This window comes from Streptomyces sp. NPDC059874 (genome assembly GCF_042731135.1).
In the GTDB taxonomy this organism is placed as follows: domain Bacteria; phylum Actinomycetota; class Actinomycetes; order Streptomycetales; family Streptomycetaceae; genus Streptomyces.
In genome coordinates, this window is sequence record NZ_JBHWJY010000027.1 from 33,900 (window position 1) to 59,488 (window position 25,589).

25 protein-coding genes and 2 riboswitches are annotated in these 25,589 nt (G+C 70.0%); of the genes, 13 read left to right on the forward strand and 12 right to left on the reverse strand.

Going from position 1 to position 25,589, the window contains the following annotated elements; translation table 11 throughout:
• Positions 1 to 124: 124 nt before the first annotated feature.
• The 5 genes from ACFV9H_RS17815 to ACFV9H_RS17835 all read right to left on the reverse strand — a co-directional run bounded on the left by ACFV9H_RS17815 (position 125) and on the right by ACFV9H_RS17835 (position 5,998).
• Entirely contained in the window at positions 125 to 1,888 is a 1,764-nt protein-coding gene (locus ACFV9H_RS17815; RefSeq protein ID WP_385398857.1) for an ABC transporter substrate-binding protein, read from the reverse strand.
• Between the two features lie 40 nt (positions 1,889 to 1,928).
• The gene (locus tag ACFV9H_RS17820) at positions 1,929 to 2,921 is read right to left on the reverse strand and encodes an ABC transporter permease (RefSeq protein WP_385398859.1); all 993 of its coding nucleotides are present in this window, start codon (positions 2,919 to 2,921) and stop codon (positions 1,929 to 1,931) included.
• 492 nt (positions 2,922 to 3,413) lie between these two features.
• Positions 3,414 to 4,154 (reverse strand): enhanced serine sensitivity protein SseB C-terminal domain-containing protein, encoded by a 741-nt coding sequence (locus tag ACFV9H_RS17825; RefSeq protein ID WP_385398861.1) that lies wholly within the window; start codon positions 4,152 to 4,154, stop codon positions 3,414 to 3,416.
• A gap of 61 nt (positions 4,155 to 4,215) precedes the next feature.
• A complete protein-coding gene (locus tag ACFV9H_RS17830) occupies positions 4,216 to 4,962 on the reverse strand; it encodes an enhanced serine sensitivity protein SseB (RefSeq protein WP_385398864.1) in 747 nt (248 codons plus the stop codon).
• Positions 4,963 to 5,320: 358 nt separating this feature from the next.
• Positions 5,321 to 5,998 carry an AAA family ATPase gene (locus tag ACFV9H_RS17835; RefSeq protein ID WP_385398866.1) on the reverse strand — a complete coding sequence of 226 codons (678 nt, stop codon included), beginning with the start codon at positions 5,996 to 5,998 and terminating at the stop codon, positions 5,321 to 5,323.
• A gap of 209 nt (positions 5,999 to 6,207) precedes the next feature.
• Positions 6,208 to 6,311, forward strand: a riboswitch (glycine riboswitch).
• Between the two features lie 158 nt (positions 6,312 to 6,469).
• Between ACFV9H_RS17835 and gcvT the strand changes: the two genes are divergently transcribed.
• The 6 genes from gcvT (at position 6,470) to ACFV9H_RS17865 (ending at position 13,369) form a co-directional block, all read left to right on the forward strand.
• Positions 6,470 to 7,585 (forward strand): glycine cleavage system aminomethyltransferase GcvT, encoded by a 1,116-nt coding sequence (gene gcvT / locus ACFV9H_RS17840; RefSeq protein WP_328927773.1) that lies wholly within the window; start codon positions 6,470 to 6,472, stop codon positions 7,583 to 7,585.
• 102 nt (positions 7,586 to 7,687) lie between these two features.
• Positions 7,688 to 8,068 (forward strand): glycine cleavage system protein GcvH, encoded by a 381-nt coding sequence (gene gcvH, locus ACFV9H_RS17845; RefSeq protein WP_385398869.1) that lies wholly within the window; start codon positions 7,688 to 7,690, stop codon positions 8,066 to 8,068.
• Positions 8,069 to 8,083: 15 nt separating this feature from the next.
• Positions 8,084 to 9,340, forward strand: a complete 1,257-nt coding sequence (gene glyA / locus ACFV9H_RS17850; RefSeq protein ID WP_385398872.1) for a serine hydroxymethyltransferase — start codon at positions 8,084 to 8,086, stop codon at positions 9,338 to 9,340.
• A gap of 166 nt (positions 9,341 to 9,506) precedes the next feature.
• Positions 9,507 to 11,177 carry an APC family permease gene (locus ACFV9H_RS17855; RefSeq protein WP_385398874.1) on the forward strand — a complete coding sequence of 557 codons (1,671 nt, stop codon included), beginning with the start codon at positions 9,507 to 9,509 and terminating at the stop codon, positions 11,175 to 11,177.
• Positions 11,178 to 11,315: 138 nt separating this feature from the next.
• A complete protein-coding gene (locus tag ACFV9H_RS17860) occupies positions 11,316 to 12,698 on the forward strand; it encodes an L-serine ammonia-lyase (RefSeq protein ID WP_385398877.1) in 1,383 nt (460 codons plus the stop codon).
• 161 nt (positions 12,699 to 12,859) lie between these two features.
• Positions 12,860 to 13,369, forward strand: a complete 510-nt coding sequence (locus ACFV9H_RS17865) for a hypothetical protein (RefSeq protein ID WP_385398880.1) — start codon at positions 12,860 to 12,862, stop codon at positions 13,367 to 13,369.
• Positions 13,370 to 13,388: 19 nt separating this feature from the next.
• Here ACFV9H_RS17865 and ACFV9H_RS17870 read toward each other — a convergent pair whose 3' ends face one another.
• Entirely contained in the window at positions 13,389 to 14,120 is a 732-nt protein-coding gene (locus ACFV9H_RS17870; RefSeq protein ID WP_385398882.1) for a flavodoxin family protein, read from the reverse strand.
• A 55-nt stretch (positions 14,121 to 14,175) separates the two neighbouring features.
• Positions 14,176 to 14,428: riboswitch (cobalamin riboswitch) on the forward strand.
• A 29-nt stretch (positions 14,429 to 14,457) separates the two neighbouring features.
• On the opposite strand from ACFV9H_RS17870, the gene ACFV9H_RS17875 reads away from it, so the two are divergent.
• Genes ACFV9H_RS17875 through ACFV9H_RS17895 form a run of 5 tightly spaced genes read left to right on the forward strand, consistent with a single transcriptional unit; the run spans position 14,458 to position 17,685 of the window.
• Positions 14,458 to 15,153: an energy-coupling factor ABC transporter permease gene (locus ACFV9H_RS17875; protein ID WP_385398884.1), complete on the forward strand. Its 696-nt coding sequence runs from the start codon at positions 14,458 to 14,460 to the stop codon at positions 15,151 to 15,153.
• Complete coding sequence (locus ACFV9H_RS17880; protein ID WP_385398886.1) at positions 15,153 to 15,488, forward strand: energy-coupling factor ABC transporter substrate-binding protein; 336 nt, start codon at positions 15,153 to 15,155, stop codon at positions 15,486 to 15,488. Before ACFV9H_RS17875 ends, ACFV9H_RS17880 begins: the two co-directional genes overlap by 1 nt.
• 3 nt (positions 15,489 to 15,491) lie before the next feature.
• Positions 15,492 to 16,241 (forward strand): cobalt ECF transporter T component CbiQ, encoded by a 750-nt coding sequence (gene cbiQ / locus ACFV9H_RS17885; protein ID WP_385398889.1) that lies wholly within the window; start codon positions 15,492 to 15,494, stop codon positions 16,239 to 16,241.
• Positions 16,238 to 17,068: an ATP-binding cassette domain-containing protein gene (locus ACFV9H_RS17890; protein WP_385398892.1), complete on the forward strand. Its 831-nt coding sequence runs from the start codon at positions 16,238 to 16,240 to the stop codon at positions 17,066 to 17,068. Before cbiQ ends, ACFV9H_RS17890 begins: the two co-directional genes overlap by 4 nt.
• Before the next feature lie 59 nt (positions 17,069 to 17,127).
• Positions 17,128 to 17,685 carry a PadR family transcriptional regulator gene (locus tag ACFV9H_RS17895; protein ID WP_385398894.1) on the forward strand — a complete coding sequence of 186 codons (558 nt, stop codon included), beginning with the start codon at positions 17,128 to 17,130 and terminating at the stop codon, positions 17,683 to 17,685.
• Between the two features lie 17 nt (positions 17,686 to 17,702).
• On the opposite strand, the gene ACFV9H_RS17900 is transcribed toward ACFV9H_RS17895, so the two are convergent.
• Positions 17,703 to 17,915 (reverse strand): EF-hand domain-containing protein, encoded by a 213-nt coding sequence (locus ACFV9H_RS17900; protein WP_365166016.1) that lies wholly within the window; start codon positions 17,913 to 17,915, stop codon positions 17,703 to 17,705.
• Positions 17,916 to 18,163: 248 nt separating this feature from the next.
• On the opposite strand from ACFV9H_RS17900, the gene ACFV9H_RS17905 reads away from it, so the two are divergent.
• Both ACFV9H_RS17905 and ACFV9H_RS17910 read left to right on the forward strand, forming a co-directional pair.
• Entirely contained in the window at positions 18,164 to 18,919 is a 756-nt protein-coding gene (locus tag ACFV9H_RS17905) for a tRNA-dependent cyclodipeptide synthase (RefSeq protein ID WP_385398897.1), read from the forward strand.
• Positions 18,900 to 20,159: a cytochrome P450 gene (locus ACFV9H_RS17910; protein WP_385398900.1), complete on the forward strand. Its 1,260-nt coding sequence runs from the start codon at positions 18,900 to 18,902 to the stop codon at positions 20,157 to 20,159. Before ACFV9H_RS17905 ends, ACFV9H_RS17910 begins: the two co-directional genes overlap by 20 nt.
• Positions 20,160 to 20,217: 58 nt before the next feature.
• On the opposite strand, the gene ACFV9H_RS17915 is transcribed toward ACFV9H_RS17910, so the two are convergent.
• The 5 genes from ACFV9H_RS17915 to ACFV9H_RS17935 form a co-directional block, all read right to left on the reverse strand.
• Positions 20,218 to 21,405: a YncE family protein gene (locus tag ACFV9H_RS17915; RefSeq protein ID WP_385398903.1), complete on the reverse strand. Its 1,188-nt coding sequence runs from the start codon at positions 21,403 to 21,405 to the stop codon at positions 20,218 to 20,220.
• Entirely contained in the window at positions 21,402 to 22,151 is a 750-nt protein-coding gene (locus tag ACFV9H_RS17920) for a polysaccharide deacetylase family protein (protein WP_385398959.1), read from the reverse strand. Before ACFV9H_RS17920 ends, ACFV9H_RS17915 begins: the two co-directional genes overlap by 4 nt.
• A 416-nt stretch (positions 22,152 to 22,567) precedes the next feature.
• The gene (locus ACFV9H_RS17925) at positions 22,568 to 23,080 is read right to left on the reverse strand and encodes an ATP-binding protein (RefSeq protein WP_385398905.1); all 513 of its coding nucleotides are present in this window, start codon (positions 23,078 to 23,080) and stop codon (positions 22,568 to 22,570) included.
• Between the two features lie 245 nt (positions 23,081 to 23,325).
• A complete protein-coding gene (locus ACFV9H_RS17930) occupies positions 23,326 to 24,093 on the reverse strand; it encodes an enoyl-CoA hydratase-related protein (RefSeq protein ID WP_365166003.1) in 768 nt (255 codons plus the stop codon).
• Between the two features lie 86 nt (positions 24,094 to 24,179).
• A complete protein-coding gene (locus tag ACFV9H_RS17935; protein ID WP_385398907.1) occupies positions 24,180 to 25,421 on the reverse strand; it encodes an Ig-like domain-containing protein in 1,242 nt (413 codons plus the stop codon).
• Positions 25,422 to 25,589 lie beyond the last annotated feature (168 nt).

Consider the following 25,589-nt stretch of genomic DNA (forward strand, 5'->3'; position numbering starts at 1 on the left):
CCCGGGGCGGGTGGCCGCCGTCCCTTGTGGGGACGGCGGCCACCGCCTGCGGCCTTCACCTGCCCTTCGGACTAGCGCATGTGCGGTGAAGGCACTTACTTAGGTGCTTTTGCTGGGCCTGCGGTTACTTGGTGACGCCGACGACCGCGAGGTCGATCTTGCCCAACGAGTCGTTGAAGTAGACGTTGGTCAGGCGGGGGTTGTGGTACACGAAGGCCTTGTCGAAGTTGATCGGGAGGTAGAGAGCCTTCTCCATGATCTTCTTGTTGATGTCCGTGTAGAACGGGGCTGCGGCCTCGGGCGTGGCGGCGGCAGCGGCCTTGTCGAAGAGCCCGTTGACCTCGGGGTCGTCGAGCATCGTGTAGTTGTTGTTGCCGTTCGGCAGGATGAACGATCCGTCGACCAGCGGCTGCAGGAAGCCGGCGCCGGAGTTGTAGTCGGCACCCCAGCCCATGACGATGATGCCGTAGTTCTTCTTCTTCACGTTCTCGGGCGAGCCGATCGTGGAGGAGGAGAGCTTGCCGTCGTACTGGTCGATCGTCGCCTTGATGCCGACCTTGGCGAGGGCCGCCTGCAGGGACTCGGCGGACTTCACCTCGGGGGCGCGGTTGTTGCGCACGGCGATGGTGGTCTCGAAGCCGTCGGGCTTGCCACAGGCCTTGAGGGCCTCCTTGGCCTTGGCCTCCTGCGGCTCGCCCTTCGTCAGACCGTAGGGGTCGTACGACTTGTCGGAGCCGGGGATGCCGGGCGGCAGCATGTTGGCGCCGAGGTCACCGCTGGTCGGGCCGCCGCGGGCGGTCTGCAGGGACTTCGGGTCGGCCGCGTAGATGACGGCCTTGCGGCACTCGATGTTGTCGAACGGCGCGACCGTCTGCGGGAAGGCGAAGTAGCGGATGTAGCCCGTGAACGGGTTGTCCGCGTTCTTCTTGAGCTCCTCGTCCTTGAGGACCTTGTTCTTGCCGGCCTGCTGCATGCCGGTGCCGTCGACCGCGAGGTCGATGTCGCCCGACAGCAGGCGCTGGTCCATGTCGTCCGGGTTGGTCGTCACCGTGAAGGAGACCTTGTCCGGCAGACCCGTGCGGATCGTGTCCGTCTTCGGGTCCCAGTTCTCGTTGCGGACGAAGGTCGCGCCCTTGCCCGCGGTGAAGCTCTCGACCTTGTACGGACCGGTGGAGACCGGCTTGTTGGTGTACGTGGCGCCCTCGTCCTTGCTCGCCGGGACCGGCGAGGAGGACGGCATGGCCAGCAGGTAGCTGAAGTCGGAGTTCGCGCTCGCCAGGTTGAAGACGATCGTCTTGTCGTCCGGCGTCTCGACGGACTTCAGACCCATCTTGTTGGGGTCGGTGTCCTTGTACGGGCCGGGGTACTTCTGGCCCTGGTCGAGCAGGTCGATCAGGTACGTGGGACCGCCGGACAGCACGTCCTGCGCGAAGACGCGCTCGATGCCGTACTTGAAGTCCTTCGAGGTGATCGGCGTACCGTCCTCGAACTTCACGCCGTCCTTGATCTTGACGGTGTACGTCTTGCCGTCGTTGCTCAGGACCGGCAGGGCCTCGGCGAGGTCCGGGACCAGCTTGGTGCCCGCCTCGCCCGGCTTGCTGTCGTACGCGAGCAGCTGGCGGATGTAGAGGCGCTGCATGTTCCACACGAAGCCGTAGTAGGCACGCGCCGGGTCGAGGTAGTCGACGTCCTGCGGCGACCAGAGCTTGAGCTCGCCGCCCTTGGTGGTCGACGGGTTCACGACGCCGGTGGTGGCGGCGTTGAACGCGGCGGCGCCCGCGCCGCCCTTCCCCTCGGTCTTCTTGCCGTCATCGCCACCGCACGCGGCGGTCAGCGACAGGGCGGCGATCACGGCGGTGATCGCGAGTGCCTGCTTTCTGCGGATCACGGTTGTCCAACCTCCATAGGTGGGTGAATCGTTGAGCGGTTCAGCTGCCCTTGGGGTCGAGTGCGTCACGCAGCCCGTCCCCGAAGAGGTTGAACGCCAGGACGGTGATGAAGATCGTGATACCGGGGACCACCATGTACGCGGGGTCGTCCTGGTAGATGGGGATGGCGTCGGACAGCATCTTTCCCCAGGAGGCCGTCGGCGGCTTGACGCCGGCTCCGAGGAAGCTGAGGGCCGCCTCCGTCAGGATGTTGGTCGGGATGATCAGCGTCGAGTAGACGAGGATCGGGGCGACCAGGTTGGGCAGCAGCTCCTTGATCAGGATGTAGCCGCGCCCGGCGCCGAGGCTGCGAGCGGCCTCGACGTACTCGCGTTCCCGCAGGGAGATCGTCTGGCCCCGGACGATGCGGCCGATGTACGGCCACCCGAAGAAGCCGATCACGATGATCAGTACGCCCATGCGGACACCTGAACCCTCGAACCCCCAGAGGGAGTTGGGAACCACAGAGACCAGGGCGATGGTGAACAGCAGCTGCGGGAAGGCCAGCAGCAGGTCCATCGTGCGGCTGATGACGCCGTCGACCCAGCCGCCGAGGAACCCGGCGAGGGCTCCGAGCAGGCTGCCGATGATGACCGACACGAAGGCCGCCAGGAAGGCGACGACCAGGGAGATCCGGGCCCCGTAGACGATCCGGCTGAACACGTCGCGCCCGTTGGTGGGTTCGACGCCCAGCAGGAAGTCGGAGCTCATGCCGCCGAAGGAGCCGATCGGCGTGCCGAGGTCCGGGTCGATCAGGTCCTCGTGGAACTCGTTGGGCGGGTGGCCCAGCAGGCTCACGATCTGCGGCGCGAAAACCGCCACCAGGATCAGGAGGATCACGACCACGCCGCCGGTCAGCGCGACTTTGTCGCGCTTGAGCCGCATCCAGGCGATGCGGCCGGGCGAGCGGCCTTCGATGGCCTTGGCAGGGACGTCGGCTACGGACACGGGAGCGGGTGTTTCCGCGCTCGTGTCGTGCAGTGGTGCCGTCATCGTGGTGGGGACCCCTCTCGGCCGACGGGTTTGCCGGCCCATGCCCGCCGCTGTGGCGGCGTTGGTGCGGAGTGGCGCTCGGAGTGCGTGGGATACACAGGACGCGTGTGAAGTGCAGGAAGTGCCATGTGGAACGACAAGCGAAGTGCACGTGCCCAGCCGGTCTTTCAGGACTGACCCGGCTCTTGGGTGGGGAGTCTTCATCGGTCACTCAATCGGCCGCCAGACCTGCCGGGGATGTGATGCGCAACCGTGATCTGCGTCGACACCTTCCGTTATCCGAACGACAGGCCCTGTTGAGCGGTGAAACACCGCCCGTTCGTCGCGGAACGGACATCCCACCCAACTGCCATTTCAGGCAAGGAACTTGGGTGGATTCGGTGGATATGACGAAGGCCGCACCGATGGGTTCGGTGCGGCCTTCGAGACGGATGTCTCAATATGTGGATGTCCGGAAATCGAGGTCCTACGCGCCGGTAGGCAGCCGTCCGGTCAGTACGCGGGTGCCTGGCCCTCGCGGTCGTAGAAGGGGCGGGTCTGCGCGCGCAGCCACATCGCGACGGGGTCGTGCTCGTCGGCGAGCGCCACCGTGCACACCGGTACGCCCTCGGGGACGACGCCGACCGACTGGCGCATCATCTCCCGTACGGACTCCAGCGCGGGCGCGGAGGCGTCGTACAGGTCGAGCCCCACCGCGAGGTACGGGGACCCGAGCGCCGGCTGCACCCACGCGCGGCGGAGCGAGCGCACGGCCGGCGTCCGGTGGGCGTGCTGGGTCAGCAGCCCGTAGAACTGCGGGAGCTCGATGGCGGGCTCGGACAGCCGCAACGGGCCGGCCGGCATCCGGTCCAGGCCGGTGGCGATCCGGCGCAGGTCCGCCCACGGCACGCCGAGGCCGCCGCCCTGGGCGTGCGGGTTCAGCCACAGGCCCCAGCGGTCGGGGTAGAGCGCCCGGGCGATGTCCCGGCCGGTGACCACCTCGTAGCCCCGGTTCCAGCCGCTGGCGGCCAGCTCCTGCGGGGAGGTCACACAGGGCGCGTACCCGAGGCCCTCGACCTCCATGCCGCCGTACTGGGCGTCCGGGGAGCCCGGCTGCCCCTGCCACAGCAGCATCCACAGCCGGCCCTCGGAGAGGGCGTGCAGAAGCGACTCGTAGCTCTCGTAGCGCCCGGGAGTCACCTGGCGCAGCATGTGCTCGACCTGCCCGGCCGCGGCCGTGCCTGACGCACTCACCCGGTACCCCTCCTCGTCTCTGCATCCGCCCGACGTCAACGCGTGAACAGCTTAAGCGGCCCTACGGGAGGTAGAAGGGGCGTACGCGCTCACGAATCCAGTCCGTGACCGGGTCTTCGGCGGCGTCCAGCAGGATCAACTGCACCGGCCAGGGCGGCGGTACGCGGGTCAGGGCCCGGCCGAGGGCGTCCATCGGGGCGTTGCGGGTCTCGGGCTCCCATCCCACCAGGCGGACACCGATGAACAGCTGCGGCTCCCCGCCCTCGATGCTCGCGAGGCAACGGTACGCGGCCGAGACCACACCGGTGCCGCGGAACTCCTCGGCGGCTGCGGCCAGGAAGTCCACCGGGTCCTCCTGCCAGTCCGGCTCGTAGAGCCGCACACGGCCGCCGGCGGCGGGGCCGTCGAGGGGGGTCCGGCCGGTGCGGCAGAGCTCCGCGACGGCGGGCGGGGGGAGGGGCACGCCGACGGCGCCCTCGGGGTTGAGCGCGATGCCGAGCTGCGGGGGGAGGCCGCGGGCGAACTCGACGGCGGGGGCCACCGCGAAGTCCATGCCGGGGCCGACGCAGGCGAGGAACTGGGCCTCGGAGCTGTACACCGGGACGTACGCGGCTCCGCCGATGTCCATGGTGGGCAGGGTCAGCCCCTCGGCTCCGCCCTGCTCGGTGCCCGCGCCGGCGGGGAGCGGCACCCACAGCTGGCTCCGCCCGAGCACCTCCAGGATCCGCCCGCCGGCGTCCGGCTGCCCGAGCGCCGCCCCGAGCACCTGCTCCAGCTCATTCCCCGGCCAACCACCGCCGCTGTGCATGTCCCGTGCCTCCGTGATCCCGCCGATGTCGTGCCGAGGCTATCGGCCCTGGGCCCGGCCCCGCCGCCGGGGCTCCGCCGGGTTGCTGTCCGCGCTCACGTGCGGCGCCGCTGCCGGGCTCTGCCCGGACCCGCGCCTCAAACGCCGGCGGGGCTGGAATTGGCCGGCGTCGGCCTGCAAGTGCGCGCCGCAGCGCAACCCTGCGCCCAGGCGGGCTTGGATTGCCCGCAGGGCAATTCCAGCCTCGCCGGCGTTTGAGGCGCGGGGGCCGGGGCGGCGCCCCGGATGCCGCGCAAGCGGCATATCCAGCCCCGCCGGCGTTTGAGGCGCGGGGGTGCGGGGGCAGGGCCCCCGGCGGTTACGGGTGGAACGCGATCCGGGCCACCGCGGCAGCGGAGCGGCGGTCCAGGAGGGTGGCCGACGCGCACCCCGCAGGCGGCCGGCCGGATTCCGCTTCGCGGAGGAGGCGGGTCACCGCCCCCCGGTGTCGGGCGAAGGCGTACGCCGACACGCGCCGCCCCCGCGCCGCCTGGCCGGACAGCGCCTCCTCGGGGCTGCTGTCCAGGAGGAGCAGGTGCAGCGAACGCCCCCGCCGCCGCGCGGCCGCCGCGAGCAGCGCCCGGACCCAGCTCTGCGTACCGCAGTCGTGGACGACGACGGAGCGCCCGGAGCGCAGCGTGCGCCACAGCCCCCAGTAGTGCGCGGCCCGCACCAGCGGCCGGTACACCGCGTACGGCAGCGCCCCCGGCATCCGGTGTTCCCAGCGCTCGCGGGCGTCCTGGGAGTCGATGGCGCCGCCCTCGGCCGCGGCCCGCTTGATCAGCGTGCTCTTGCCGCCGCCCGGCAGGCCGGACACGACCACGATGTCGCCCTCGGCGAAGCGGAGCCGCTGCGGGCCCCGTACGCCGGGCCCGCGCAGGTCGCGTACGGGTCCGGCCTCGTGCCCGCGCGCACGCGTCACACCACCGCCGCCTCGCTGCGCCGGTACCGAACCCACGGTGCCCGCGGCCGCCGCCACACCTACGAATCTCCGCACAGTGTTCGCCTCCCCCGAATCGGGTCACCAGGACCCTTGCCCCCTGAGTGTAAAGAGACGGTAATCCGGCAGTCCCGGTTCCGGTCCGCCCCGGTCCGCCCCTTGGACACCCGCACGATCTTTCGGGCCCGCCCGCCCGATCACCACCATGGCGTGCAATGATGTGCGCCATCTGGACCAACCGCATCACCAACTGCATACCGGCCGCTTGAATCCGCGCGGGAGAGTCCCGGCACGCCGCAAGGCCGTGCTTGGGCGCCGAAGGAGCAAGAACCTCCCTTGAATCTCTCAGGCCCCGTACCGCGTGGATGAGGCAGATCTGAAAAGCGAGCTGCTCGGCAGCTCCACCCAAGGTGCAAGCCGGAGATCCCTGAATCTTCAGGAACTCTCGGCGAACCTCTCAGGTTCCGATGACAGATGGGGAGGACCTCTCCTCGTCATGTCATGCCCTGGGACCCGGGAGCCACACCCATGAGCACTGCCCCCCGCCTGACCGCCCTCGATGCGCTGCACCGTTCCCTCGGTGCGACCATGACCGACTTCGCGGGCTGGGACATGCCCCTGCGGTACGCCAGCGAGCGCGACGAGCACAACGCCGTCCGCACCAAGGCCGGTCTCTTCGACCTCTCGCACATGGGTGAGATCACCCTGACCGGCCCGGAGGCCGTCAAGGCCCTGGACTACGCGCTGGTCGGGAACATCTCCACCGTCGGCGTCGGCCGTGCCCGCTACACGCACATCTGCCAGGAAGACGGCGGCATCGTCGACGACCTGATCGTCTACCGCCTCGGCGAGACCGAGTACATGGTCGTCGCGAACGCCTCCAACGCCCAGGTCGTCCTCGACGCCCTGACCGAGCGCGCCGCCGGTTTCGACACCGAGGTCCGCGACGACCGTGACGCGTACGCGCTGATCGCGGTGCAGGGCCCGGAGTCCCCCGGCATCCTCGCCTCCCTCACCGACGCCGACCTGGACGGGCTGAAGTACTACGCCGGCCTGCCGGGCACCGTCGCGGGCGTGCCCGCGCTGATCGCGCGTACGGGCTACACGGGCGAGGACGGCTTCGAGCTGTTCGTCTCCCCCGAGCACGCCGTGGAGCTGTGGCAGGCGCTGACCAAGGCCGGCGAGGGCGTCGGCCTGGTCCCGGCCGGCCTGTCCTGCCGCGACACGCTGCGCCTGGAGGCGGGCATGCCGCTGTACGGGCACGAGCTGACCACCTCCCTCACCCCGTTCGACGCGGGGCTGGGCCGGGTCGTGAAGTTCGAGAAGGAGGGGGACTTCGTCGGCCGCGCCGCCCTGGAGGCCGCCGCCGAGCGCGCCGCCACCAACCCGCCGCGCAAGCTGGTCGGCCTGATCGCCGAGGGCCGCCGCGTCCCGCGCGCCGGCTTCCCGGTTGTCGCCGACGGCCAGGTCATCGGCGAGGTCACCTCCGGCGCCCCGTCCCCGACGCTGGGCAAGCCGATCGCGATGGCGTACGTCGACGCGGCGCACGCCGCGCCCGGCACCTCCGGCGTCGGCGTCGACATTCGCGGTACGCATGAGCCGTACGAGGTCGTCGCTCTGCCGTTCTACAAGCGGCAGAAGTAGTCCTTGTAGTCAGGCCTGCCGCCCGGGTGCCCCGTGCGGCGACATCGCAGTACCCAAGACCACCGTTCGTTTCCACTCCCCCGCATCCAGGAGAATCAGGCCATGAGCACCCCCCAGCAGCTGCGTTACACCAAGGAGCACGAGTGGCTGTCGGACGTCGAGGACGGCGTCGCGACGGTCGGCATCACGGAGTTCGCGGCCAACGCGCTCGGTGACGTCGTCTACGCCCAGCTCCCCGAGGTCGGCGAGACCGTCACCGAGGGCGAGACCTGTGGCGAGCTGGAGTCGACGAAGTCGGTCAGCGACCTGTACTCCCCCGTCTCCGGTGAGGTCGTCGAGGCCAACCAGGACGTCGTCGACGACCCGTCGCTGGTGAACTCCGCTCCGTTCGAGGGCGGCTGGCTGTTCAAGGTGCGCATCTCGGAGGAGCCCAAGGACGTGCTCTCCTTCGACGAGTACACCGCTCTCACCGCCGGTAACTGACCCCAGGGGATCCTGATGTCCGTACTGAACACCCCTCTTCACGAACTCGACCCCGATGTCGCCGCAGCCGTCGACGCCGAGCTCGTGCGCCAGCAGTCGACCCTGGAAATGATCGCGTCGGAGAACTTCGCTCCGGTCGCCGTCATGGAGGCCCAGGGCTCGGTCCTGACCAACAAGTACGCCGAGGGCTACCCGGGCCGCCGCTACTACGGTGGCTGCGAGCACGTCGACGTCGTCGAGCAGATCGCGATCGACCGGATCAAGGCGCTGTTCGGCGCCGAGGCCGCGAACGTGCAGCCGCACTCGGGTGCGCAGGCGAACGCGGCGGCGATGTTCGCGCTGCTGAAGCCGGGCGACACGATCATGGGCCTGAACCTGGCCCACGGTGGTCACCTGACCCACGGCATGAAGATCAACTTCTCCGGCAAGCTCTACAACGTGGTCCCGTACCACGTCGACGAGACCGGCCAGGTGGACATGGCCGAGGTCGAGCGCCTCGCCAAGGAGTCCAAGCCGCAGCTGATCGTCGCCGGCTGGTCCGCCTACCCGCGCCAGCTGGACTTCGCCGCCTTCCGCCGCATCGCGGACGAGGTCGGCGCGTACCTGATGGTCGACATGGCGCACTTCGCCGGCCTGGTCGCCGCGGGTCTGCACCCGAACCCGGTGCCGCACGCCCACGTCGTCACCACCACCACGCACAAGACCCTCGGTGGTCCGCGCGGCGGTGTCATCCTGTCGACGCAGGAGCTGGCCAAGAAGATCAACTCCGCGGTCTTCCCGGGTCAGCAGGGCGGCCCGCTGGAGCACGTGATCGCGGCCAAGGCCGTCTCCTTCAAGGTCGCGGCCTCGGAGGAGTTCAAGGAGCGCCAGGTGCGCACCCTTGAGGGCGCGAAGATCATCGCCGAGCGCCTGGTGCAGTCGGACGTCACCGAGGTCGGCGTCTCCGTCCTCTCCGGCGGCACGGACGTGCACCTGGTCCTGGTCGACCTGCGCAACTCCGAGCTGGACGGCCAGCAGGCCGAGGACCGGCTCCACGAGATCGGCATCACGGTCAACCGCAACGCCATCCCGAACGACCCGCGGCCGCCGATGGTCACCTCGGGTCTGCGGATCGGTACGCCGGCCCTGGCCACGCGCGGTTTCGGCGCCGAGGACTTCACCGAGGTCGCCGAGATCATCGCGGCCGCGCTGAAGCCGGCCTACGACAGCGAGGGCCTGAAGGCGCGCGTCTCCGCGCTCGCCGCGAAGTTCCCGCTGTACCCGTCGCTCTAGGCAACGGCCTGAGAAGGGCCCGGCCTTGTTTTGCACAGGGTCGGGCCCTTCTCATGACCAAAGCCCCAGGCGGATGCGGCCCATTGCCACTGAATCCACCAAAAATTGGCAAATAGGCTCCGCATAAGAGACTCACCGCATCCCCTGGCAGGACGGAAACGACCCCATGGACATGAGCGCAGCGAACAAGAAGGGACTCAGTCTCTTCGCGCTGGTCATGATCGGCATAGGTTCGATCTTCGGATCGGGCTGGCTCTTCGGCGCCGGTACGGCGGCCCAGGTGGCCGGACCGGCGGCGCTCGTGGCCTGGGTCATCGGCGCGGTCTTCATCGGCATGATCGCCATGTCGTACGCGGAGGTCGGCGCGGCCTACCCGATCCCCGGCGGCATGGCCCGCTACGGCTCCATCTCGCACGGGCCGGTGCTCGGCTTCATCACCGGCTGGGCGGTGTGGATCGCGGTCGCCTCGCTGATCCCGATCGAGTCGATCGCGGCCACCCAGTACATGTCCTCCTGGAGCTTCGGCTGGGCCGAGGACCTGGTGGACGCCCGGTCCCACCAGCTGACCGCCTTCGGCATGTGCGTGGCGCTGGTCCTCACCGTCCTGCTGTGGCTGTCCTGCTACTGGTCGGTCCAGTTGCCGGCGAAGATCAACTCCCTCCTCACCCTGGTCAAGTTCGCGATCCCGGTGCTGGCCGTCGTCGCGCTCATCGCCTCCGGCTTCCACACCGACAACTTCACCGCCCACGGAGGCTTCGCGCCGAACGGCGCGGCCGCCGTCCTGACCGCCGTCACCACCTCCGGCGTGGTCTTCGCCTTCAACGGCTTCCAGGCCGTCGTGAACCTCGGCGGCGCCGCCAAGAACCCGGGCCGGGCCATCCCGATCGCCCTGGCCGGCGCGCTCTCCCTGGGCCTGGTCATCTACCTCGCCCTCCAGGCGGCCTTCCTGGGCTCCGTACCGCCGGAGCACCTGGCGCAGGCCGGCGGCTGGTCGGGCGTGAACTTCAACTCGCCGTTCGCCGAGCTCGCCAAGCTGCTGATGATCCACTGGGTCGTGGTGATGCTCCAGTTCGGCGCGTTCATATCCCCCGCCGGCTCCAACATCGCCAACGTGGCCTCGGCCGCCTACATGGTCCGGAACCTCTCCGAGACCGGCTTCTTCCCGAAGAGGCTCGCCCGGACCCACCCCGTCTACGGAACCGCGCGCCCGGCGATGTGGATGAACCTCGGCTTCTCGGTGCTGCTGCTGGTCACCGTCGGCCACAGCTGGAAGACCCTGGCTCCGATCATCTCGGCCGCCATGGTGATCTCGTACCTGATCGGCCCGATCGCGGTGGGCGTCTTCCGCCGCACGAAGCCCGACCTGCCCCGCCCGTTCCGCCTCCCGGCGGCGAAGGTCCTGTGCCCGCTGACCTTCGTCTTCGCGGCCTGCGCGCTGTACTGGTCGAGGTGGCCGAACACCGGCATCGTCACCGCCCTGACCCTGCCGGCCGCCCCGATCGCGGCGCTCGTGCTCTCCCGCAAGGGCGAGCAGGCCGGGACATCCACAAACCTGGCGCGCCAGTTCGCCCCCGCCTGGTGGATCGTGTTCTTCCTCGGCGCCCTGTCCCTGCTCTCCTGGCTCGGCTCCGCCGACTTCGGCGGCCGCGGGGCCATCCCGGGCGGCCTGGACATCGCCCTGGTGGCGGCCATGTCCCTCGGTACGTACTTCTGGGCCGTGCGGGCGGGCGTCAAGGCCCACCACGCGGGCCTGCCCGGCCCCGACCCGGTCCTCGACACCGACACGGCCGCGCGGGGCGAGGCAACGGCTCCGGAGCGTGAGCCGGTACCCGCCTGACCCGTCCACGTAATCCTTCCCACGTCGTCCGGCAGACGAGCCGTTCACCTCACCGCGATAAGCTCGCCTGCCGGACAAAATCCGCATTACACCTCTCCTGCCCCCTCCCACCCCACGAGCAGACAAGGGAGTCCGCCAGTGGCCATCTCCGTCTTCGACCTCTTCTCCATCGGCATCGGCCCGTCCTCCTCCCACACGGTCGGTCCGATGCGCGCGGCGCGCATGTTCGTGACGCGGCTGAAGAAGGACGGTGTCCTCGCCCAGACCGCGTCCGTACGCGCCGAGCTGTTCGGCTCCCTGGGTGCGACCGGCCACGGCCACGGCACCCCCAAGGCGGTTCTGCTGGGTCTGGAGGGCCACTCCCCGCGCACGGTGAACGTGGAGACGGCGGACGACGAGGTGGAGCGGATCCGCAAGAGCGGCCGGCTGCGGCTGCTGGGCGCCGAGATAGGCGATGGCCACGAGATCGCCTTCGACGAGCCGAACCAGCTGATCCTGCACCGTCGGCGCTCGCTGCCGTACCACGCGAACGGCATGACGCTCTTCGCGTACGACGAGGCCGGCGCCCCGCTGCTGGAGAAGACGTACTACTCGGTCGGCGGCGGTTTCGTCGTGGACGAGGACGCGGTCGGCGAGGACCGGATCAAGCTCGACGACACCGTGCTGAAGTACCCCTTCCGCTCCGGCGACGAGATGCTGCGCCTCGCGAACGAGACCGGCCTGTCGATCTCCTCGCTGATGCTGGAGAACGAGAAGGCCTGGCGCACGGAGGAGGAGATCCGCGAGGGCCTCCTGGAGATCTGGCGCGTCATGCAGTCCTGCGTCGCGCGCGGCATGTCCCGCGAGGGCATCCTCCCCGGCGGGCTGCGGGTCAAGCGGCGGGCCGCCTCCACGGCGCGCCAGCTGCGCACCGAGGGCGACCCGATGATGCACCGCAGCGAGTGGACGACGATCTACGCGATGGCGGTCAACGAGGAGAACGCGGCCGGCGGCCGGGTCGTGACCGCCCCGACCAACGGCGCGGCGGGCGTCCTGCCGGCGGTCCTGCACTACTACACGAACTTCGTGCCGGGCGCGGACGAGGACGGCGTCGTCCGCTTCCTCCTCGCGGCGGGCGCGATCGGCATGCTCTTCAAGGAGAACGCCTCCATCTCCGGCGCCGAGGTCGGCTGCCAGGGCGAGGTGGGCTCGGCCTGCTCGATGGCGGCCGGCGCCCTCGCGGAGGTCCTGGGCGGCACCCCGGAGCAGGTCGAGAACGCGGCCGAGATCGGCATGGAGCACAACCTGGGCCTGACCTGCGACCCGGTCGGCGGGCTCGTGCAGATCCCGTGCATCGAGCGCAACGGCATGGCGGCGGTCAAGGCCGTCACCGCGGCGAAGATGGCGATGCGCGGCGACGGCAGCCACAAGGTCTCCCTCGACAAGGTCATCAAGACCATGAAGGAGACCGGCGCCGACATGAAGGTCAAGTACAAGGAGACGGCCCGCGGCGGCCTCGCGGTCAACGTCATCGAGTGCTGACGCGGTCGCGATAGGTGTGGAGGAGGGGCCCGGCGTGCGCGCCGGGCCCCTCCTTTTCCTTGCCGCCGTTTTCTTTGCCGTCGTTGCGGAACCGGGGCATCCGCAACGGGCGTCCTAGTCGGTGTCGCAAGTCCCCGTCTCAGGAGAATCGAGGGGACGTCATGATCCACCGACGTTTCCGCCGGATCGTGGCCCTGGCCTCCGGCGCCCTGCTCACCGCAACACTCGCCTTCGCCGCTCCGGCCTCTGCCGCCCCGGCCGGCCTCCGCACCCAGACCCAGACCCAGACCCCGCTGGTGGTCAATGCCCGCTGGGCCGGGCACCCCACGTTCGACCGGATCGTCATCGACCTGCAGGGGTACGTCCCCACGGCGACCGTCACTCCCGTCCAGCGGCTGATCTACGACGGGTCCGGCAAGCCCGTGCCGCTGCCCGGCAGGTACTTCCTGGAGATCCGCCTCAACCCCGCCGCCGCCCACGACGACGCCGGTGGGAACGTCTACCTCGGGCCCAAGCTGCGGCAGATCAACCTGCCCAAGCTCAAGGGCATCGCACTGACCGGCGACTTCGAGGGGTACGTGACCTTCGGCGCCGCCTTCGACACGCTCCCCTACTACCGCGCCTTCACCCTGCACTCGCCGGAGCGGTTCGTCGTGGACATCGCCCGCTGAACAGGCCCGCCGAACCCCTCTACCGGTGTTCGGGGTTCGGGAAGTCGAAGCGGCAGCCGGCGTCCCACAGGGAGCGCTGGTTGCCGTGCGCCGGGATGCCGCCCGCGCCCTTGAGCAGGGCGGCCAGGTGCATGAGGTTCCACGACATGAAGGCGGTGTTGCGGTTGGTGAAGTCGTTCTCGGGGCCGCCCGAGCCCGGGTCGAGGTAGGACGGCCCGGGTCCGGCCTCGCCGATCCAGCCGGCGTCGGCCTGCGGCGGGATCACGTAGCCGAGGTGCTGGAGGCTGTAGAGGATGTTCATGGCGCAGTGCTTGACGCCGTCCTCGTTGCCGGTGATGAGCGCGCCGCCGACCCGCCCGTAGTAGGCGTACTGGCCCTGCTCGTTCAGGAGCGAGGAGCAGGCGTAGAGCCGTTCGATGACCTGCTTCATGACGGAGCTGTTGTCGCCGAGCCAGATCGGGCCGCAGAGCACGAGGATGTCGGCGTCCATGATCTGGCTGTACAGCACCGGCCACTGGTCGCTCTCCCAGCCGTGCTCGGTCATGTCCGGCCAGACGCCGGTCGCGATGTCGTGGTCGACGGCGCGGATGAGCGAGGTGCGGGCCCCGGCCGATTCCATGACGGCCCGGCTCTTGGCGATCAGGCCCTCGGTGTTGCTGGTCTCCGGCGAACGCTTGAGCGTGCAGTTCACGTAGACGGCGGAGAGGTTCGCGTAGTTCGGACGGTTCGCTGTGTCGTTTTCGGCAGCCACTCCCCCAGCGTGGCCAAGGCCGGGAGGCGCCGCCACCGAGCCGCACCCATCCGGGATAGGGTCAGTGGGCCTTGGTGTTCGGGAAACCGGTGGGAAACCGGTGCGGCCCTCGCCACTGTGATCGGGAAGTCCGGCTCCACTCTCCCCCAGACTGCGTCAGGGTGGGGGTACCCCCAGCGGTAGCTGGGGGAGTTCCCCCCAGCGGGAAGCCACTGGGCCCGCGCGGGAGACCGCACGGCCCCGGGAAGGCGGAGCCCGGACGTCGGCACCCGTGAGCCAGGAGACCGGCCGGGGCGCGCTGTCCATCCACGAGGTGCTGGAGAGGTCTTCCCCACTCATGCATATAGCCGAGGGGTTCCTACCCCCTTTGCACGCGGTCGCCTGGGGCGCCGCGTCCGCCCCCTTTGTCGTACACGGTGTCCGCGCCCTCACCCGTGAGGTGAAGGAGAATCCGGAGAGCACGCTGCTGCTCGGGGCGTCCGGAGCGTTCACTTTCGTCCTGTCCGCACTGAAGATCCCTTCTGTGACGGGCAGTTGCTCGCACCCGACCGGCACCGGGCTCGGGGCCATCCTCTTCCGGCCGCCGATCATGGCGGTGCTGGGCACGATCACCCTGCTCTTCCAGGCGCTGCTGCTGGCGCACGGCGGGCTGACCACCCTCGGCGCCAACGTCTTCTCGATGGCCATCGCCGGACCGTGGGCGGGCTACGGGGTCTACCGGCTGCTGCGCCGCCTCGACGTTCCGCTGATGGTGACCGTCTTCTTCGGGGCCTTCTTCGCCGATCTGGTCACCTACTGCGTGACCTCGGTGCAGCTGGCGCTGGCCTTCCCGGACCCGGGTACGGGCTTCCTCGGCTCGCTCGGGAAGTTCGGCGGGATCTTCGCCGTCACCCAGCTCCCGCTCGCGGTGAGCGAGGGGCTGCTGACCGTCCTCGTGATGCGGCTGCTGATGCGGTCGAGCCGTTCGGACCTGGTCCGTCTGGGTGTCGCGAAGCTCACCTCCGGCAAGACGAAGCAGGAGGCGACGGCCTGATGACCAGGAACGCGAAGATCAACACGCTGCTGCTGTTCCTGGTGGCGGCGCTGGCCGTGCTCCCGCTCGCGCTGGGGCTCGGCGAGGGCAAGGAAGAGCCGTTCACGGGCGCCGACGCGCAGGCGGAGGCGGCCATCACCGAGCTGCGCCCGGACTACGAGCCCTGGTTCTCCCCGCTGTACGAACCCCCGTCGGCGGAGATCGAGTCGGCGCTGTTCGCCCTCCAGGCGGCGCTGGGCGCGGGCGTGCTCGCGTACTACTTCGGCGTGCGCAAGGGCCGCCGCCAGGGTGCGGCGGCGGCAGCCGCCGCGGCCCCGTCCGCCACGGAGTCGTAGGCGGTGCTGCCGATCGACGCGGCGGCGCACGGCAGCCGCTGGCGGCGCCGCCACCCGCTGGAGAAGGCCCTGCTGGGGATCGGGCTGACGGTGACCGCGGTGTGCCTGCCGCCCTGGCCCGGGGGGCCGCTGGTGGGCGCCGCCACGCTCGCCGTGCTGCTCGGCCCCGCCGGGGTGCCCCGGCGGCAGCTGTGGCGGGCCTTCCGGATCCCGCTCGGCTTCTGCTTCACCGGGGCGCTGCCGTTGCTGTTCGCGGTCGGTGGGCCCGCGGGGTGGGTCGCACTCGCCCCCGACGGCCCCCGGCACGCCGTCGAGCTGTTGCTGCGCACCTCCGCGGCCTCGCTCGGCGTGCTGCTGTTCGCCTTCACCACTCCGGTGTCGGACGTGCTCCCCCGGCTGGTCCGGGCGGGAGTGCCGGCCCCGGTGGTGGACGTGGCCCTGGTCATGTACCGGATCGCGTTCCTGCTGCTCGACTCCCTGACCCGGATCCGCCAGGCGCAGGCGGCCCGCCTGGGCAACACCGGCCGGGCGGCGGCCTGGCGTTCGGTGGCCGGGCTCGCCGCGACCTCGTTCGTACGGGCCTTCGACCGCGCGGGGCGGCTCCAGTCGGGCCTGGCGGGCCGCGGCTACGACGGCGCGCTGCGGGTGCTCGTGCCGGAGGCGGCGCTGTCCTGGCGGTTCCTGGCCTGGTCCGCCGCCCTGCTCGTGGCCCTGGTGGCCGTGACCCTCGTACTGAAGGAGCTGTACCTGTGAGGCCGTTGGTGGAGCTGGTGGGCGCGGGCTACGCGTACGAGGACGGGCCCGCCGTGCTGTCCGGGGTGGACTTCGGGATCGTCGAAGGCCGGGCGCTGGTGTTGCTGGGCCGCAACGGCTCCGGCAAGACCACGCTGATGCGGCTGCTGAGCGGCGGCCTGCGGCCGGGCCCGGGCGCGCTGCGCCTGGACGGCGCGGAGGTGACGTACGACCGCGCGGGCCTGACCCGGCTGCGGACGGCGGTGCAGCTGGTCGTGCAGGACCCGGACGACCAGCTGTTCGCGGCCTCGGTGGAACAGGACGTGTCCTTCGGGCCGATGAACCTGGGGCTGCCGATTCCGCAGGTCCGCGAGCGCGTCGAGTCGGCGCTGGCCGCGCTGGACATCACGGCGCTGCGGGACCGCCCGACGCACCTCCTCTCGTACGGGCAGCGCAAGCGCGCGGCGATCGCGGGGGCGGTGGCGATGGCTCCGCGGGTGCTGATCCTGGACGAGCCGACGGCCGGGCTGGACCCGGACGGGCAGGAACGGCTGCTCGACGTCCTGGCGGGCCTGCGGGCCGCCGGCACGACGGTGGTGATGGCCACGCACGACGTGGACCTGGCGGTGCGCTGGGCCGACGACGCGGCGGTGCTCACCCCTGCGGGCATCCGCGTGGGCCCGGCCGGGACCCTGCTCTCGGACCCGGCCCTGCTCGCCGAGGCGGGCCTGCGCCAGGCCTGGTCCCCGACGGTGACGGCCGTGCTGCGCGCCCACGGGCTGCTGGCCGCCGGAACACCCGGCCCCCGCACGCCGGAGGACCTGGGCAGGCTCGCGGCAACCCCGTAGGTCTCCTCTTTCGGATCGTGCCGGAGCTGTCGCGGGCCCGGCAAACCTAGGATGGCGCCATGTCCCTCCCGCACGCCATCCTCACCGCCCTGCTCGAAAAGCCCTCGTCGGGGCTGGAGCTGACCCGGCGGTTCGACAAGTCGATCGGGTTCTTCTGGTCGGCGACGCACCAGCAGATCTACCGGGAACTGGGCCGGCTGGAGGAGTCCGGGCTGATCCGGGAGCTGCCCAGCGAGGTGCCGCTGCGTGGGCAGAAGAAGGAGTACGAGGTCCTGCCGGCCGGCAGCGCGGAGCTCGCGCGGTGGGTCGGCGAGAGCCAGGACCCCAAGCCCATGCGCGATCCGCTGCTGCTGCGCATCCGCGCGGCGGGCGTCGTGGGGCCACAGGGGCTCGGGACCGAGCTGCGGCGCCATCTGGAGCTGCACCAGCGGCAGTTGGCCCAGTACGAGGCCATCGAGGACAAGGACTTCCCGCCCGGGCGCGACGCCGTGGAGGACCGGCTGCGCCGGCTCGTCCTGCACGGCGGGATCGCCTTGGAGACCTTCTGGCTGCACTGGCTGGAGGAGGCGCTGGCCGAGGTCGAGGACATGACGGGGCCGGTCACCCCCGAGGGGTGACCGGCCGCTCGTGACGCCTACTTGTTCAGGGAGGCCCAGAACTCGTCGAAGCTGAGCAGGCCGTCGCCGTTCGCGTCCTTCGACGCGATCACGGCGTCCGCTATCGGGCCGGTGACGAACGGGTCGCCCATGGCCGCCATGGCCGCCTTGAACTCGTCCGCCGTGACGAAGCCGTCACCGTTCACGTCGAACTTGCCGAACGTCGTCCGTGCGCTCTCGATGTCCGCCACTGGGTCCACCCCTTCTTGGTGCTTGTTGACCGGCTCAGGGTAGCGGCCGCCCGGATCCCCACCCGCCTCGGGTCCCGTTCGAGCGGCAGACAGAAATTCCATTTCCTCCGCATGATGCGGAATCTATAATTCCACCCAACAAATCCGGCACCCTCTTGTCACGCTCCGGGATCAGCGCATAACGTAACGGCATTGCCGCCACACCAGGAGCGCAGGGCTCCCAGGGACTAGTGGCATAAAGGGCGATCATGCCGATGGCGATCACAAGCGACGCATCATTCGAAGTTCTGCCCTTCACCCGCACCTGCCGACATATCTGGGACGACGGCGACCATGTGCTCATAGGAGTGAGCCCGGGAAACAGCTACTTCAGCTCCGAGCGCATCGCCGGCCTCGCCCAGTGGGCCGCCAACCGCTTCGCGCAAGTCGACTTCGTCTACGCGGACCTCCACGTGGACCGGATGTTCGCCGCCTTCGGCTACACCCGGGAGCATGCGGAGAAGCGCGCGACGAAGGAGATCAAAGCGGTCCGTCGCAGGATCCTCAAAGGCGTGGCGGAGTTGACTTCTCCGCAGGCCGAAATCCGCGTGAGGGCGCTTTCCGAGTTCCAGTCGAACCCTATTTACCAGCTACTGCACCGCCGCGTTCTGCATTTCCTGGAGACCGACGACGAATTCCGCAAGGGCTGCGAGCAGATGGCCTTGCATTTTGTCGGATCGAAGTTGCCGGAAGGTGAATCCATCACCGACGAGCAGTTGCGGATCTGTTTCGATTACATGGCAGCCGAGCTGCCGTTCTTCGTGGACACCCCGAGCATCCTCGACGTGCCGTCCTCCGTGGCCGCGTACCACGTCAGGATGCCGCTGACGGACGTCCTCTTCGCGCGCGGCGGGGGACTGCGCGCGACCCGCAACCAGGCGTACGCCGTCGTCCGGCCCGAGAACGCCACCGTCCACCAGCACGCAGCGCCGGAAGGGGACGCCGATGAGCGTCGAGCAGCTTGACGGCCCGGCGGGGCCGGGCGGCCCGGATGCCCCGGAGGGGCGGCCGCTCCTCGACTTCCCGCTCTCGCGGCGCGGGGACGTCCTGCCGGAGGAGTGCGCCTGGCTGCGCGAGAAGGCTCCGGTCGCCAAGGTGCGCACCCTCACCGGGGACCCGGCCTGGCTGGTGAGCAGTTACGCGCTGGCCAAGCAGGTACTGGAGGACGATCGCTTCAGCCTCAAGGACACGGCGAACGCCGGGGTCCCGCGCCAGTACGCACTGACGATCCCGCCCGAGGTCGTCAACAACATGGGCAACATCAACAGCGCGGGCCTGCGCGACGCCGTGATGAAGGCCCTCAACCCGCGCCGGAAGGGGCTCCAGGAGCGGCTGCGCGCCACGGCCGGCGAGCTCGTCGACCGGATCGTCGCCGAGGGAGGCCCGGCCGACCTCAGGGCCCGCTTCGCCGACCCCTTCTCGGCGGCCATGCACTGCCAGGTGCTCGGGGTGCCCTTCGAGGACTGGCGCCGGCTGATGTCGGGCCTGGACATCGCGTTCATGACCGCACGCGAGCCGTTCCCCGACTCGGCCCTCAACTGGTACAAGGACGTCGGCTACTTCGCCGAGCAGCTGAACGTACAGCTCGCGCTGCCCGCCGAGGAGCGTACGGGGCTCCTCGGAAGGTTCGCCGGGCTGAAGGAGGCGGACCCGGAGTCGGCGCACCTGACCGACGACATGTTCGCCACCGTCGCCGTCTCGCTCTTCGGGGCGGGCGCGGTGTCCACCTCCGCCTTCCTGACCCTCGCGGTCCTCGCGCTGCTCCAGCAGCCCGAACTCATCGGGTACCTGCGCCGGCATCCCGAGCGCATGGGCCGGGCCGTCGAGGAGCTGCTGCGCTGGAACCTGTCGGTCGGCGACGGCCTGCCGCGCATCGCGCTGGCCGACGTCCGGGTCGGCGACGTGTTGGTGAAGGAGGGCGAGCTGGTGCTCGTCCTCCTGGAGGGGGCGAACTTCGACCCCGCGGCCTTCGAGAACCCGAACGAGCTGGACCTGGAGCGCGAGAGCAAGAACGCGAACCTCGCCTTCGGCGCCGGCCGGCACTTCTGCCCGGCCTCCGCGCTGGGCCGGGCGCACGCCGAGATCGCGCTGGAGGTGCTCGTCGAGCGGCTGCCCGCGCTTCGGCTGGCGGTCCCGGTGGAGAACCTCGTCTGGCGTACCGGTTTCATCAAGCGTCTACCGGAGCGACTGCCCGTCGCCTGGTAGCACGGACTGGGTCCCGGGAGCCGTGCGAGCTCCCGGGCCCCATCGTTTTCCGCGTCGGCTACCGGAAGATGCCGGTGTGGCCGAGCGAGTAGCGGCCGGGCTGCGGGTACACGGCCAGGCCGTGCGGGCCGCCGCCCACCGGGATCCGGGCGAGCTGCTTCCCGGTCACGGTGTCGATGGCGTAGACCTCGGAGTTGTAGCGGCCCGACAGCCACAGCACCTGACCGTCGGCGGAGACCCCGCCCATGTCGGGGCTGCCGCCGTCGGGCAGCGTCCACTTCTTGGTGAGCTTGTTCTGCGGGAAGTTGAAGACCGAGATGGTGCCTTCACCCCGGTTGGAGACGTACATCTCCTTGGAGTCGCGGCTCACGTACAGGCCGTGGCAGCCCTGGCCCGTGGGCAGCAGCTTGGGGGTCTCGAACTTGTCGCCGCTGAGCACCCACATGCCGTGCGCCATCATGTCGGCGACGTAGAAGGTCTTGCCGTCCGGCGAGACCTTGACGTCCTGCGGCATGGCGCCCTCGAAGGGCAGTTTCTGCTGCCCGATGACCTCCATCTTCTCGGTGTCGACCTTGAGGAGCTCGCCGGAGAACTCGCAGCTCACGATGAAGTAGCGGCCGTCGGCGGAGAAGTCGGCGTGGTTGACGCCGTAGCAGCTCACCGGGACGGTCTTCACGCGGTCCATCGTGTGCGGGTCGCGGAAGACCAGTTCCTTGTCCATCGAGGCCATGACGATCGCGTACTTGCCGTTGGGCGTGAAGTACAGGTTGTACGGGTCGTGCACCTCGACCGGCTTGCCGGCCTCGCCGGTGGCCGGGTTGATCGGAGTGAGCGTGTGGCCCCGGTTGTTGTTGACCCACAGGGTCTTCATGTCCCAGGACGGGACCACGTGCTGGGGCTGGACGCCGACCGGGATGGTGTCGATGACCTGGTAGGTCGCCGGGTCGATGACGGACACCGTGTTGGAGTTGGTGTTCGGCACGTAGACGCGGGACGGGAAGTCCTTGACCACCGGGGAGAGCTTGTTCGGCCGGTCCGCCGCGTAGACGTCGTTGGGGTCGAGGACGGGCGGCATGCCGGCGAGGCCGGGCGGGGCGGCGGGTACGGCCTTGACGGGCTTGGCCGGGCCCTTCGTGCCCATGGCCTCGGCGGGCCCCTTGTCGGCTGATCCGCAGCCGGCCAGGGCGGCGAGGACCAGACCGGCGAGCAGCACGGTGGCCTTCCGGGGAAGGCGGATGGTCGTCATGGGGTCAGCAGCTCCGTGGTGGTCACCGCGCGCAGCTTGCGGCGCGCGAGTTCTTCGAGGAGGGGAGGCATCGCGTCGACCGTGTCCGCGTAGCCGAAGTGCAGGCTCACCACCGATCCGCCGTGGATCGTCCCGGTGACGGTGCGGATGACGGCCGCGGCGCCGGGCGAGGTGAAGTCGAGGGAGTCCACGTCGTACGAGAGGACGTGCGGGTACCCGGCCCGCTGGGCCAGTTTGCGGACGAGCGGGGTCGCGTACTGCGTCTGCGAGGGCCTGAACCAGGTGCCGATGGAGCCCGTGAGGCGCTTGAGCCGCTGGGCGCAGCCGGTGATCTCGGCGTAGGCCTCCGCCTCCGGCAGCTCGTTGATCGCGAGGTGGCGCTGGGTGTGGTTGCCGAGCTCGTGGCCGCCGTCGAGGACCCGGCGGGCCATGTCCGGGTGGGCGTCGAGCCAGCTCCCGATCGCCAGTACGGTCACCCGCGCGCCCGCCTTCTCGGCCTCGGCCAGGACCGCCCGGGCGATGGCGGGGTCCCCGTTGCCGTGGAAGGTGAGGGCGACGCGGGGGCGGTCGCGCGGACCGTGCCCGATCTCGACGGGCTGCCCGGCGAACCGGCGCGGGGAGGCCGCGGCGACCCGAGCCGGCAGGGCCGGTCTGGCCGGCTGCCCCGGGGGCGGGGCGGAGGGAGCTGTGGCGGAGCGGCCCGATCCGCAGCCGGCGGTGAGGCCGGCCGCCGCCGCGCCGGCCATGCCGAGAGTGGCCGCGCGCAGGGCCGCGCGACGGCCTGGATGTGAGAGCACCTGCCCATTTAAGGGGTGGATGACCCGGAAGGTAATGATTGACCCAATTCGGGACGTTCGCCGGAAGGGCTCCCGAAGGGGTCCCGTCCGCTATCCGGGCAACGATTCACACGTACCGTTCGATATTTATTCATCGAATGACAGGCGAGTGGCCCACCTCACCTAGGATTTAACCTGAAAGTCTTCTGATTTGCACACTTATGTCCGAGTAAGGACTTTTGGCGTTTGAGCCCTCGTCTGCCATAGTCGGAGCCACGACTTCCCATTGACCCGAGCGAAGTCGCCACGCCGAGGATCACACCCCCTTCGATCCTCGGCACCTTCATGAAGCCCCCGCACCGCCCCACCACGGCGCCCCGGGGGCTTCAGGCGTTCTGGCGGTCGGCGACCCGCATCTCGAACCAGGTGATCTTGCCGCGGGGCAACAGGTCGGCGCCCCAGCGGTCGGAGAGCTTGTCGACGAGGAAGAGCCCCCGGCCGGTGGTGTCCAACTCGTGGACCGGCATCAGACAGGGCAGCCCTCGCGAGGGATCGCGCACCTCCACGCGGATCCAGCCGCGCCGGCGCAGCATGCGTAAGCCGAAGGAGCGGGCTCCGGTGTGCCGGACCGCGTTGCCGACGAGCTCCGAGACCAGCAGGACGGCGTGCTCGGCGGTCTGCGGCGAGAGTCCCCAGAGGCGGATCACCACGCACTGGGTGAGTCGGCGAGCCGTGCTCGCCGACTCCGGCATGGACGGCAGCGTCACTTCGGCCTCGGCCGGATTCCCGTACGACTCCAGCGCCTTGAGGCCCTGTTCGTCCTCAAGAGCCGCCGTGAGCCGCACGGCCGAAGCGCCACTGCGCTGCCGCGGCTGTTCCACACCCTCCAGGCCCGCCATGGACCCATCATGGACGGCCGCACCGCCCCTCCGGGCCGTTCCACAGGAAAACACCCCCCGGATTCAACGAATCCAAGGGGGTGTCCTGTCATATGCGGCAGGCATGAGGAGGGTCGCAATACCCACCCTGACCTGCCGTTACGCACCGCACGGGAGCGATCACGGTGAGTGGATCACCGGTTCTGCTTAAGGCTGCCTTAAGGCCTGGCTAATCCACCCCCAGGGAGGAGCCCCGACAGGGCGACCTAGACGAACTTCGCCTTGCCCGGGCCCTCTTCGACGAAGCTGCGCATGCCGCGCTCGCGGTCCTCGGTGGCGAACAGGCCCGCGAACCAGTTGCGTTCGATGGTGAGCCCGGTGTCGATGTCGGCCTCCAGACCGGCGTCCACGCACTCCTTGGCGGCGCGCAGCGCGAGCGCCGGGCCCTGGGCCAGCTTGGCGGCCCAGGCGTGCGCCTGCTCGTACACCTCGGCGGCGGGCACGACCCGGTCGACCAGGCCGAGGGCGAGCGCCTCGTCGGCCTTGACCATGCGCCCGGTGAAGATCAGGTCCTTGGCCTTGGACGGGCCGACCAGCCGGGAGAGCCGCTGGGTGCCGCCCGCGCCCGGGATCAGGCCGAGCAGGATCTCGGGCTGGCCGAGCTTCGCGTTGTCGGCGGCGATCCGGTAGTCGGCGCACAGCGCGAGCTCGCAACCGCCGCCGAGGGCGTAGCCGGTGACGGCCGCGACGACGGGCTTGGGGATGCGGGCCACCGCCGTGAAGGCGTCCTGCAGGCCGCGGGACCGGGCGACCATCGCCGCGTGGTCCATCACCTGCATCTCCTTGATGTCCGCGCCCGCCGCGAACACCTTCTCGCCGCCGTAGAGGATGACCGCGCGGACGTCCGCCCGGTCGGTGGCCTCCACCGCGAGCTCGCGCAGCCGGTCCTGGGTGGCGATGTCCAGGGCGTTCATGGGCGGCCGGTCCAGGCGGATGGTGCCGACGCCTTCGGAGACTTCGAGAGAGATGGTCATACGGGCCAGGTTAGCGCCGGTTAACGTGAAGTGGCCCGGTGCTGTGGGTCACAGCACCGGGCCACCGGACTACCTGCCGCGTGGACTTACTTGATCCACTCCGCCCAGTCCATGTTCCAGCCGTTGAGGCCGTTGTCCGGGGCGATCTGCTTGTCCTTGGAGTTCTTCACGATGACCACGTCGCCTATCAGCGACTCGTTGAAGAACCAGGCGGCGGGCTGGTTGTTGTCGCCCGCGCCGCGCACGTCCTTGAGCCCGACGCAGCCGTGGCTGACGTTCTCCGAACCGAAGGTGCCGGAGGAGGCCCAGTAGTTGCCGTGGACGAAGGTGCCCGAGTTCGACAGCCGCATCGCGTGCGGGACGTCGGAGATGTCGTACTCGCCGCCGAAGCCGACGGTCGCGCCGTTCATCCGGGTCACCTTGTACTTCTCGCTGATGACCATCTGCCCGTTGTAGGTGGTCGTCGACGGGGCGCCCGCGGTGATCGGGATGTTCTTCAGCACCTGGCCGTCGCGGACGACCTCCATGGTCTTCTCGCCCGCGTCGACCGTGGAGACCTGCGAGCGGCCGATCTTGAAGGTGACCGTGCGGGTCTGCTTGCCGTAGACCCCGGGGCGGCCTTCGACTCCGTCGAGGGCGAGCTTCACGGTGACCGTGGTGCCGGCGGCCCAGTACTTCTCCGGGCGGAAGTCGAGGCGGTCGTTGCCGAACCAGTGACCCTCGACGGGGACGGCCGGTTCGGCCGTGACCGTGATGGCCTTCTCGACGGCCTCGGTGTTGGTGATGCCGCGGGTGAAGTTGATCGAGACCGGCATGCCCACGCCGACGGTCGAGCCGTCCTCGGGGGTGTAGTGGCCGATGAACGTGTTCTGCGGGGTGAGGGTGGTGAAGGTGGTGTCCTTGGCGGACTCCCGGCCGGCCTCGTCCTTGGCGACCGCGTGCACCTTGTACTCGGTGGCCGAGGCGAGGTGGCGGGCGGGCTCCCAACTCGCGCCGTCGTCCGCCAGCTTGCCCTCGACCGCGTTGCCCTTGGTGTCGGCGACGGTCACCGTGGTGAGCTTGCCACCGGTGCTGGTGATCTTCAGGACGCCGCTGGTGGCGACTTCCTTCGCCCCGTCGTCGGGCTTGACGCTGACGACGGCCTTGGAGGCTTCGGTACCGGTCTTGCCGCCGGTGCCCCCACCGTTGTCCCCGCCGCTGCCGCCGTTACCGCCTCCGCCGCCGCTGCACGCGGTGGTGAACAGCAGGGCCGCCCCCAGCAGAAGGGCCGGCAGGCCGGTGCGGACGCGGCCGCGAATCGGCTGCACGTTCACTCTTGTTCTCCCCATGTCCCCCGCGCGCGGGCAGTCGCGCGCTTGTCGACAGGAAATCACATGGGGGGATCACGAAGAGAAACGGTCGTGTCACTGTTCCGTCCCAAGAAGCGGAGCGCTCTCGATCCGGCCTCGGGTGGCCTCGGGCAGCCTCGGGCGGCCTCGGGCGGCCTCGGGACGGGT

Bases quoted from the DNA above. Each gene is read 5' to 3' on its own strand.
- ACFV9H_RS17820 (WP_385398859.1), bottom strand. From the start codon at position 2,921: ATGACGGCACCACTGCACGACACGAGCGCGGAAACACCCGCTCCCGTG.
- ACFV9H_RS17830 (WP_385398864.1), bottom strand. From the start codon at position 4,962: ATGCACAGCGGCGGTGGTTGGCCGGGGAATGAGCTGGAGCAGGTGCTC.
- gcvT (WP_328927773.1), top strand. From the start codon at position 6,470: ATGAGCACTGCCCCCCGCCTGACCGCCCTCGATGCGCTGCACCGTTCC.
- gcvH (WP_385398869.1), top strand. From the start codon at position 7,688: ATGAGCACCCCCCAGCAGCTGCGTTACACCAAGGAGCACGAGTGGCTG.
- glyA (WP_385398872.1), top strand. From the start codon at position 8,084: ATGTCCGTACTGAACACCCCTCTTCACGAACTCGACCCCGATGTCGCC.
- ACFV9H_RS17855 (WP_385398874.1), top strand. From the start codon at position 9,507: ATGGACATGAGCGCAGCGAACAAGAAGGGACTCAGTCTCTTCGCGCTG.
- ACFV9H_RS17865 (WP_385398880.1), top strand. From the start codon at position 12,860: ATGATCCACCGACGTTTCCGCCGGATCGTGGCCCTGGCCTCCGGCGCC.
- ACFV9H_RS17875 (WP_385398884.1), top strand. From the start codon at position 14,458: ATGCATATAGCCGAGGGGTTCCTACCCCCTTTGCACGCGGTCGCCTGG.
- ACFV9H_RS17880 (WP_385398886.1), top strand. From the start codon at position 15,153: ATGACCAGGAACGCGAAGATCAACACGCTGCTGCTGTTCCTGGTGGCG.
- ACFV9H_RS17895 (WP_385398894.1), top strand. From the start codon at position 17,128: ATGTCCCTCCCGCACGCCATCCTCACCGCCCTGCTCGAAAAGCCCTCG.
- ACFV9H_RS17905 (WP_385398897.1), top strand. From the start codon at position 18,164: ATGCCGATGGCGATCACAAGCGACGCATCATTCGAAGTTCTGCCCTTC.
- ACFV9H_RS17910 (WP_385398900.1), top strand. From the start codon at position 18,900: ATGAGCGTCGAGCAGCTTGACGGCCCGGCGGGGCCGGGCGGCCCGGAT.
- ACFV9H_RS17915 (WP_385398903.1), bottom strand. From the start codon at position 21,405: ATGACGACCATCCGCCTTCCCCGGAAGGCCACCGTGCTGCTCGCCGGT.
- ACFV9H_RS17920 (WP_385398959.1), bottom strand. From the start codon at position 22,151: ATGGCCGGCGCGGCGGCGGCCGGCCTCACCGCCGGCTGCGGATCGGGC.
- ACFV9H_RS17925 (WP_385398905.1), bottom strand. From the start codon at position 23,080: ATGGCGGGCCTGGAGGGTGTGGAACAGCCGCGGCAGCGCAGTGGCGCT.
- ACFV9H_RS17930 (WP_365166003.1), bottom strand. From the start codon at position 24,093: ATGACCATCTCTCTCGAAGTCTCCGAAGGCGTCGGCACCATCCGCCTG.
- ACFV9H_RS17935 (WP_385398907.1), bottom strand. From the start codon at position 25,421: ATGGGGAGAACAAGAGTGAACGTGCAGCCGATTCGCGGCCGCGTCCGC.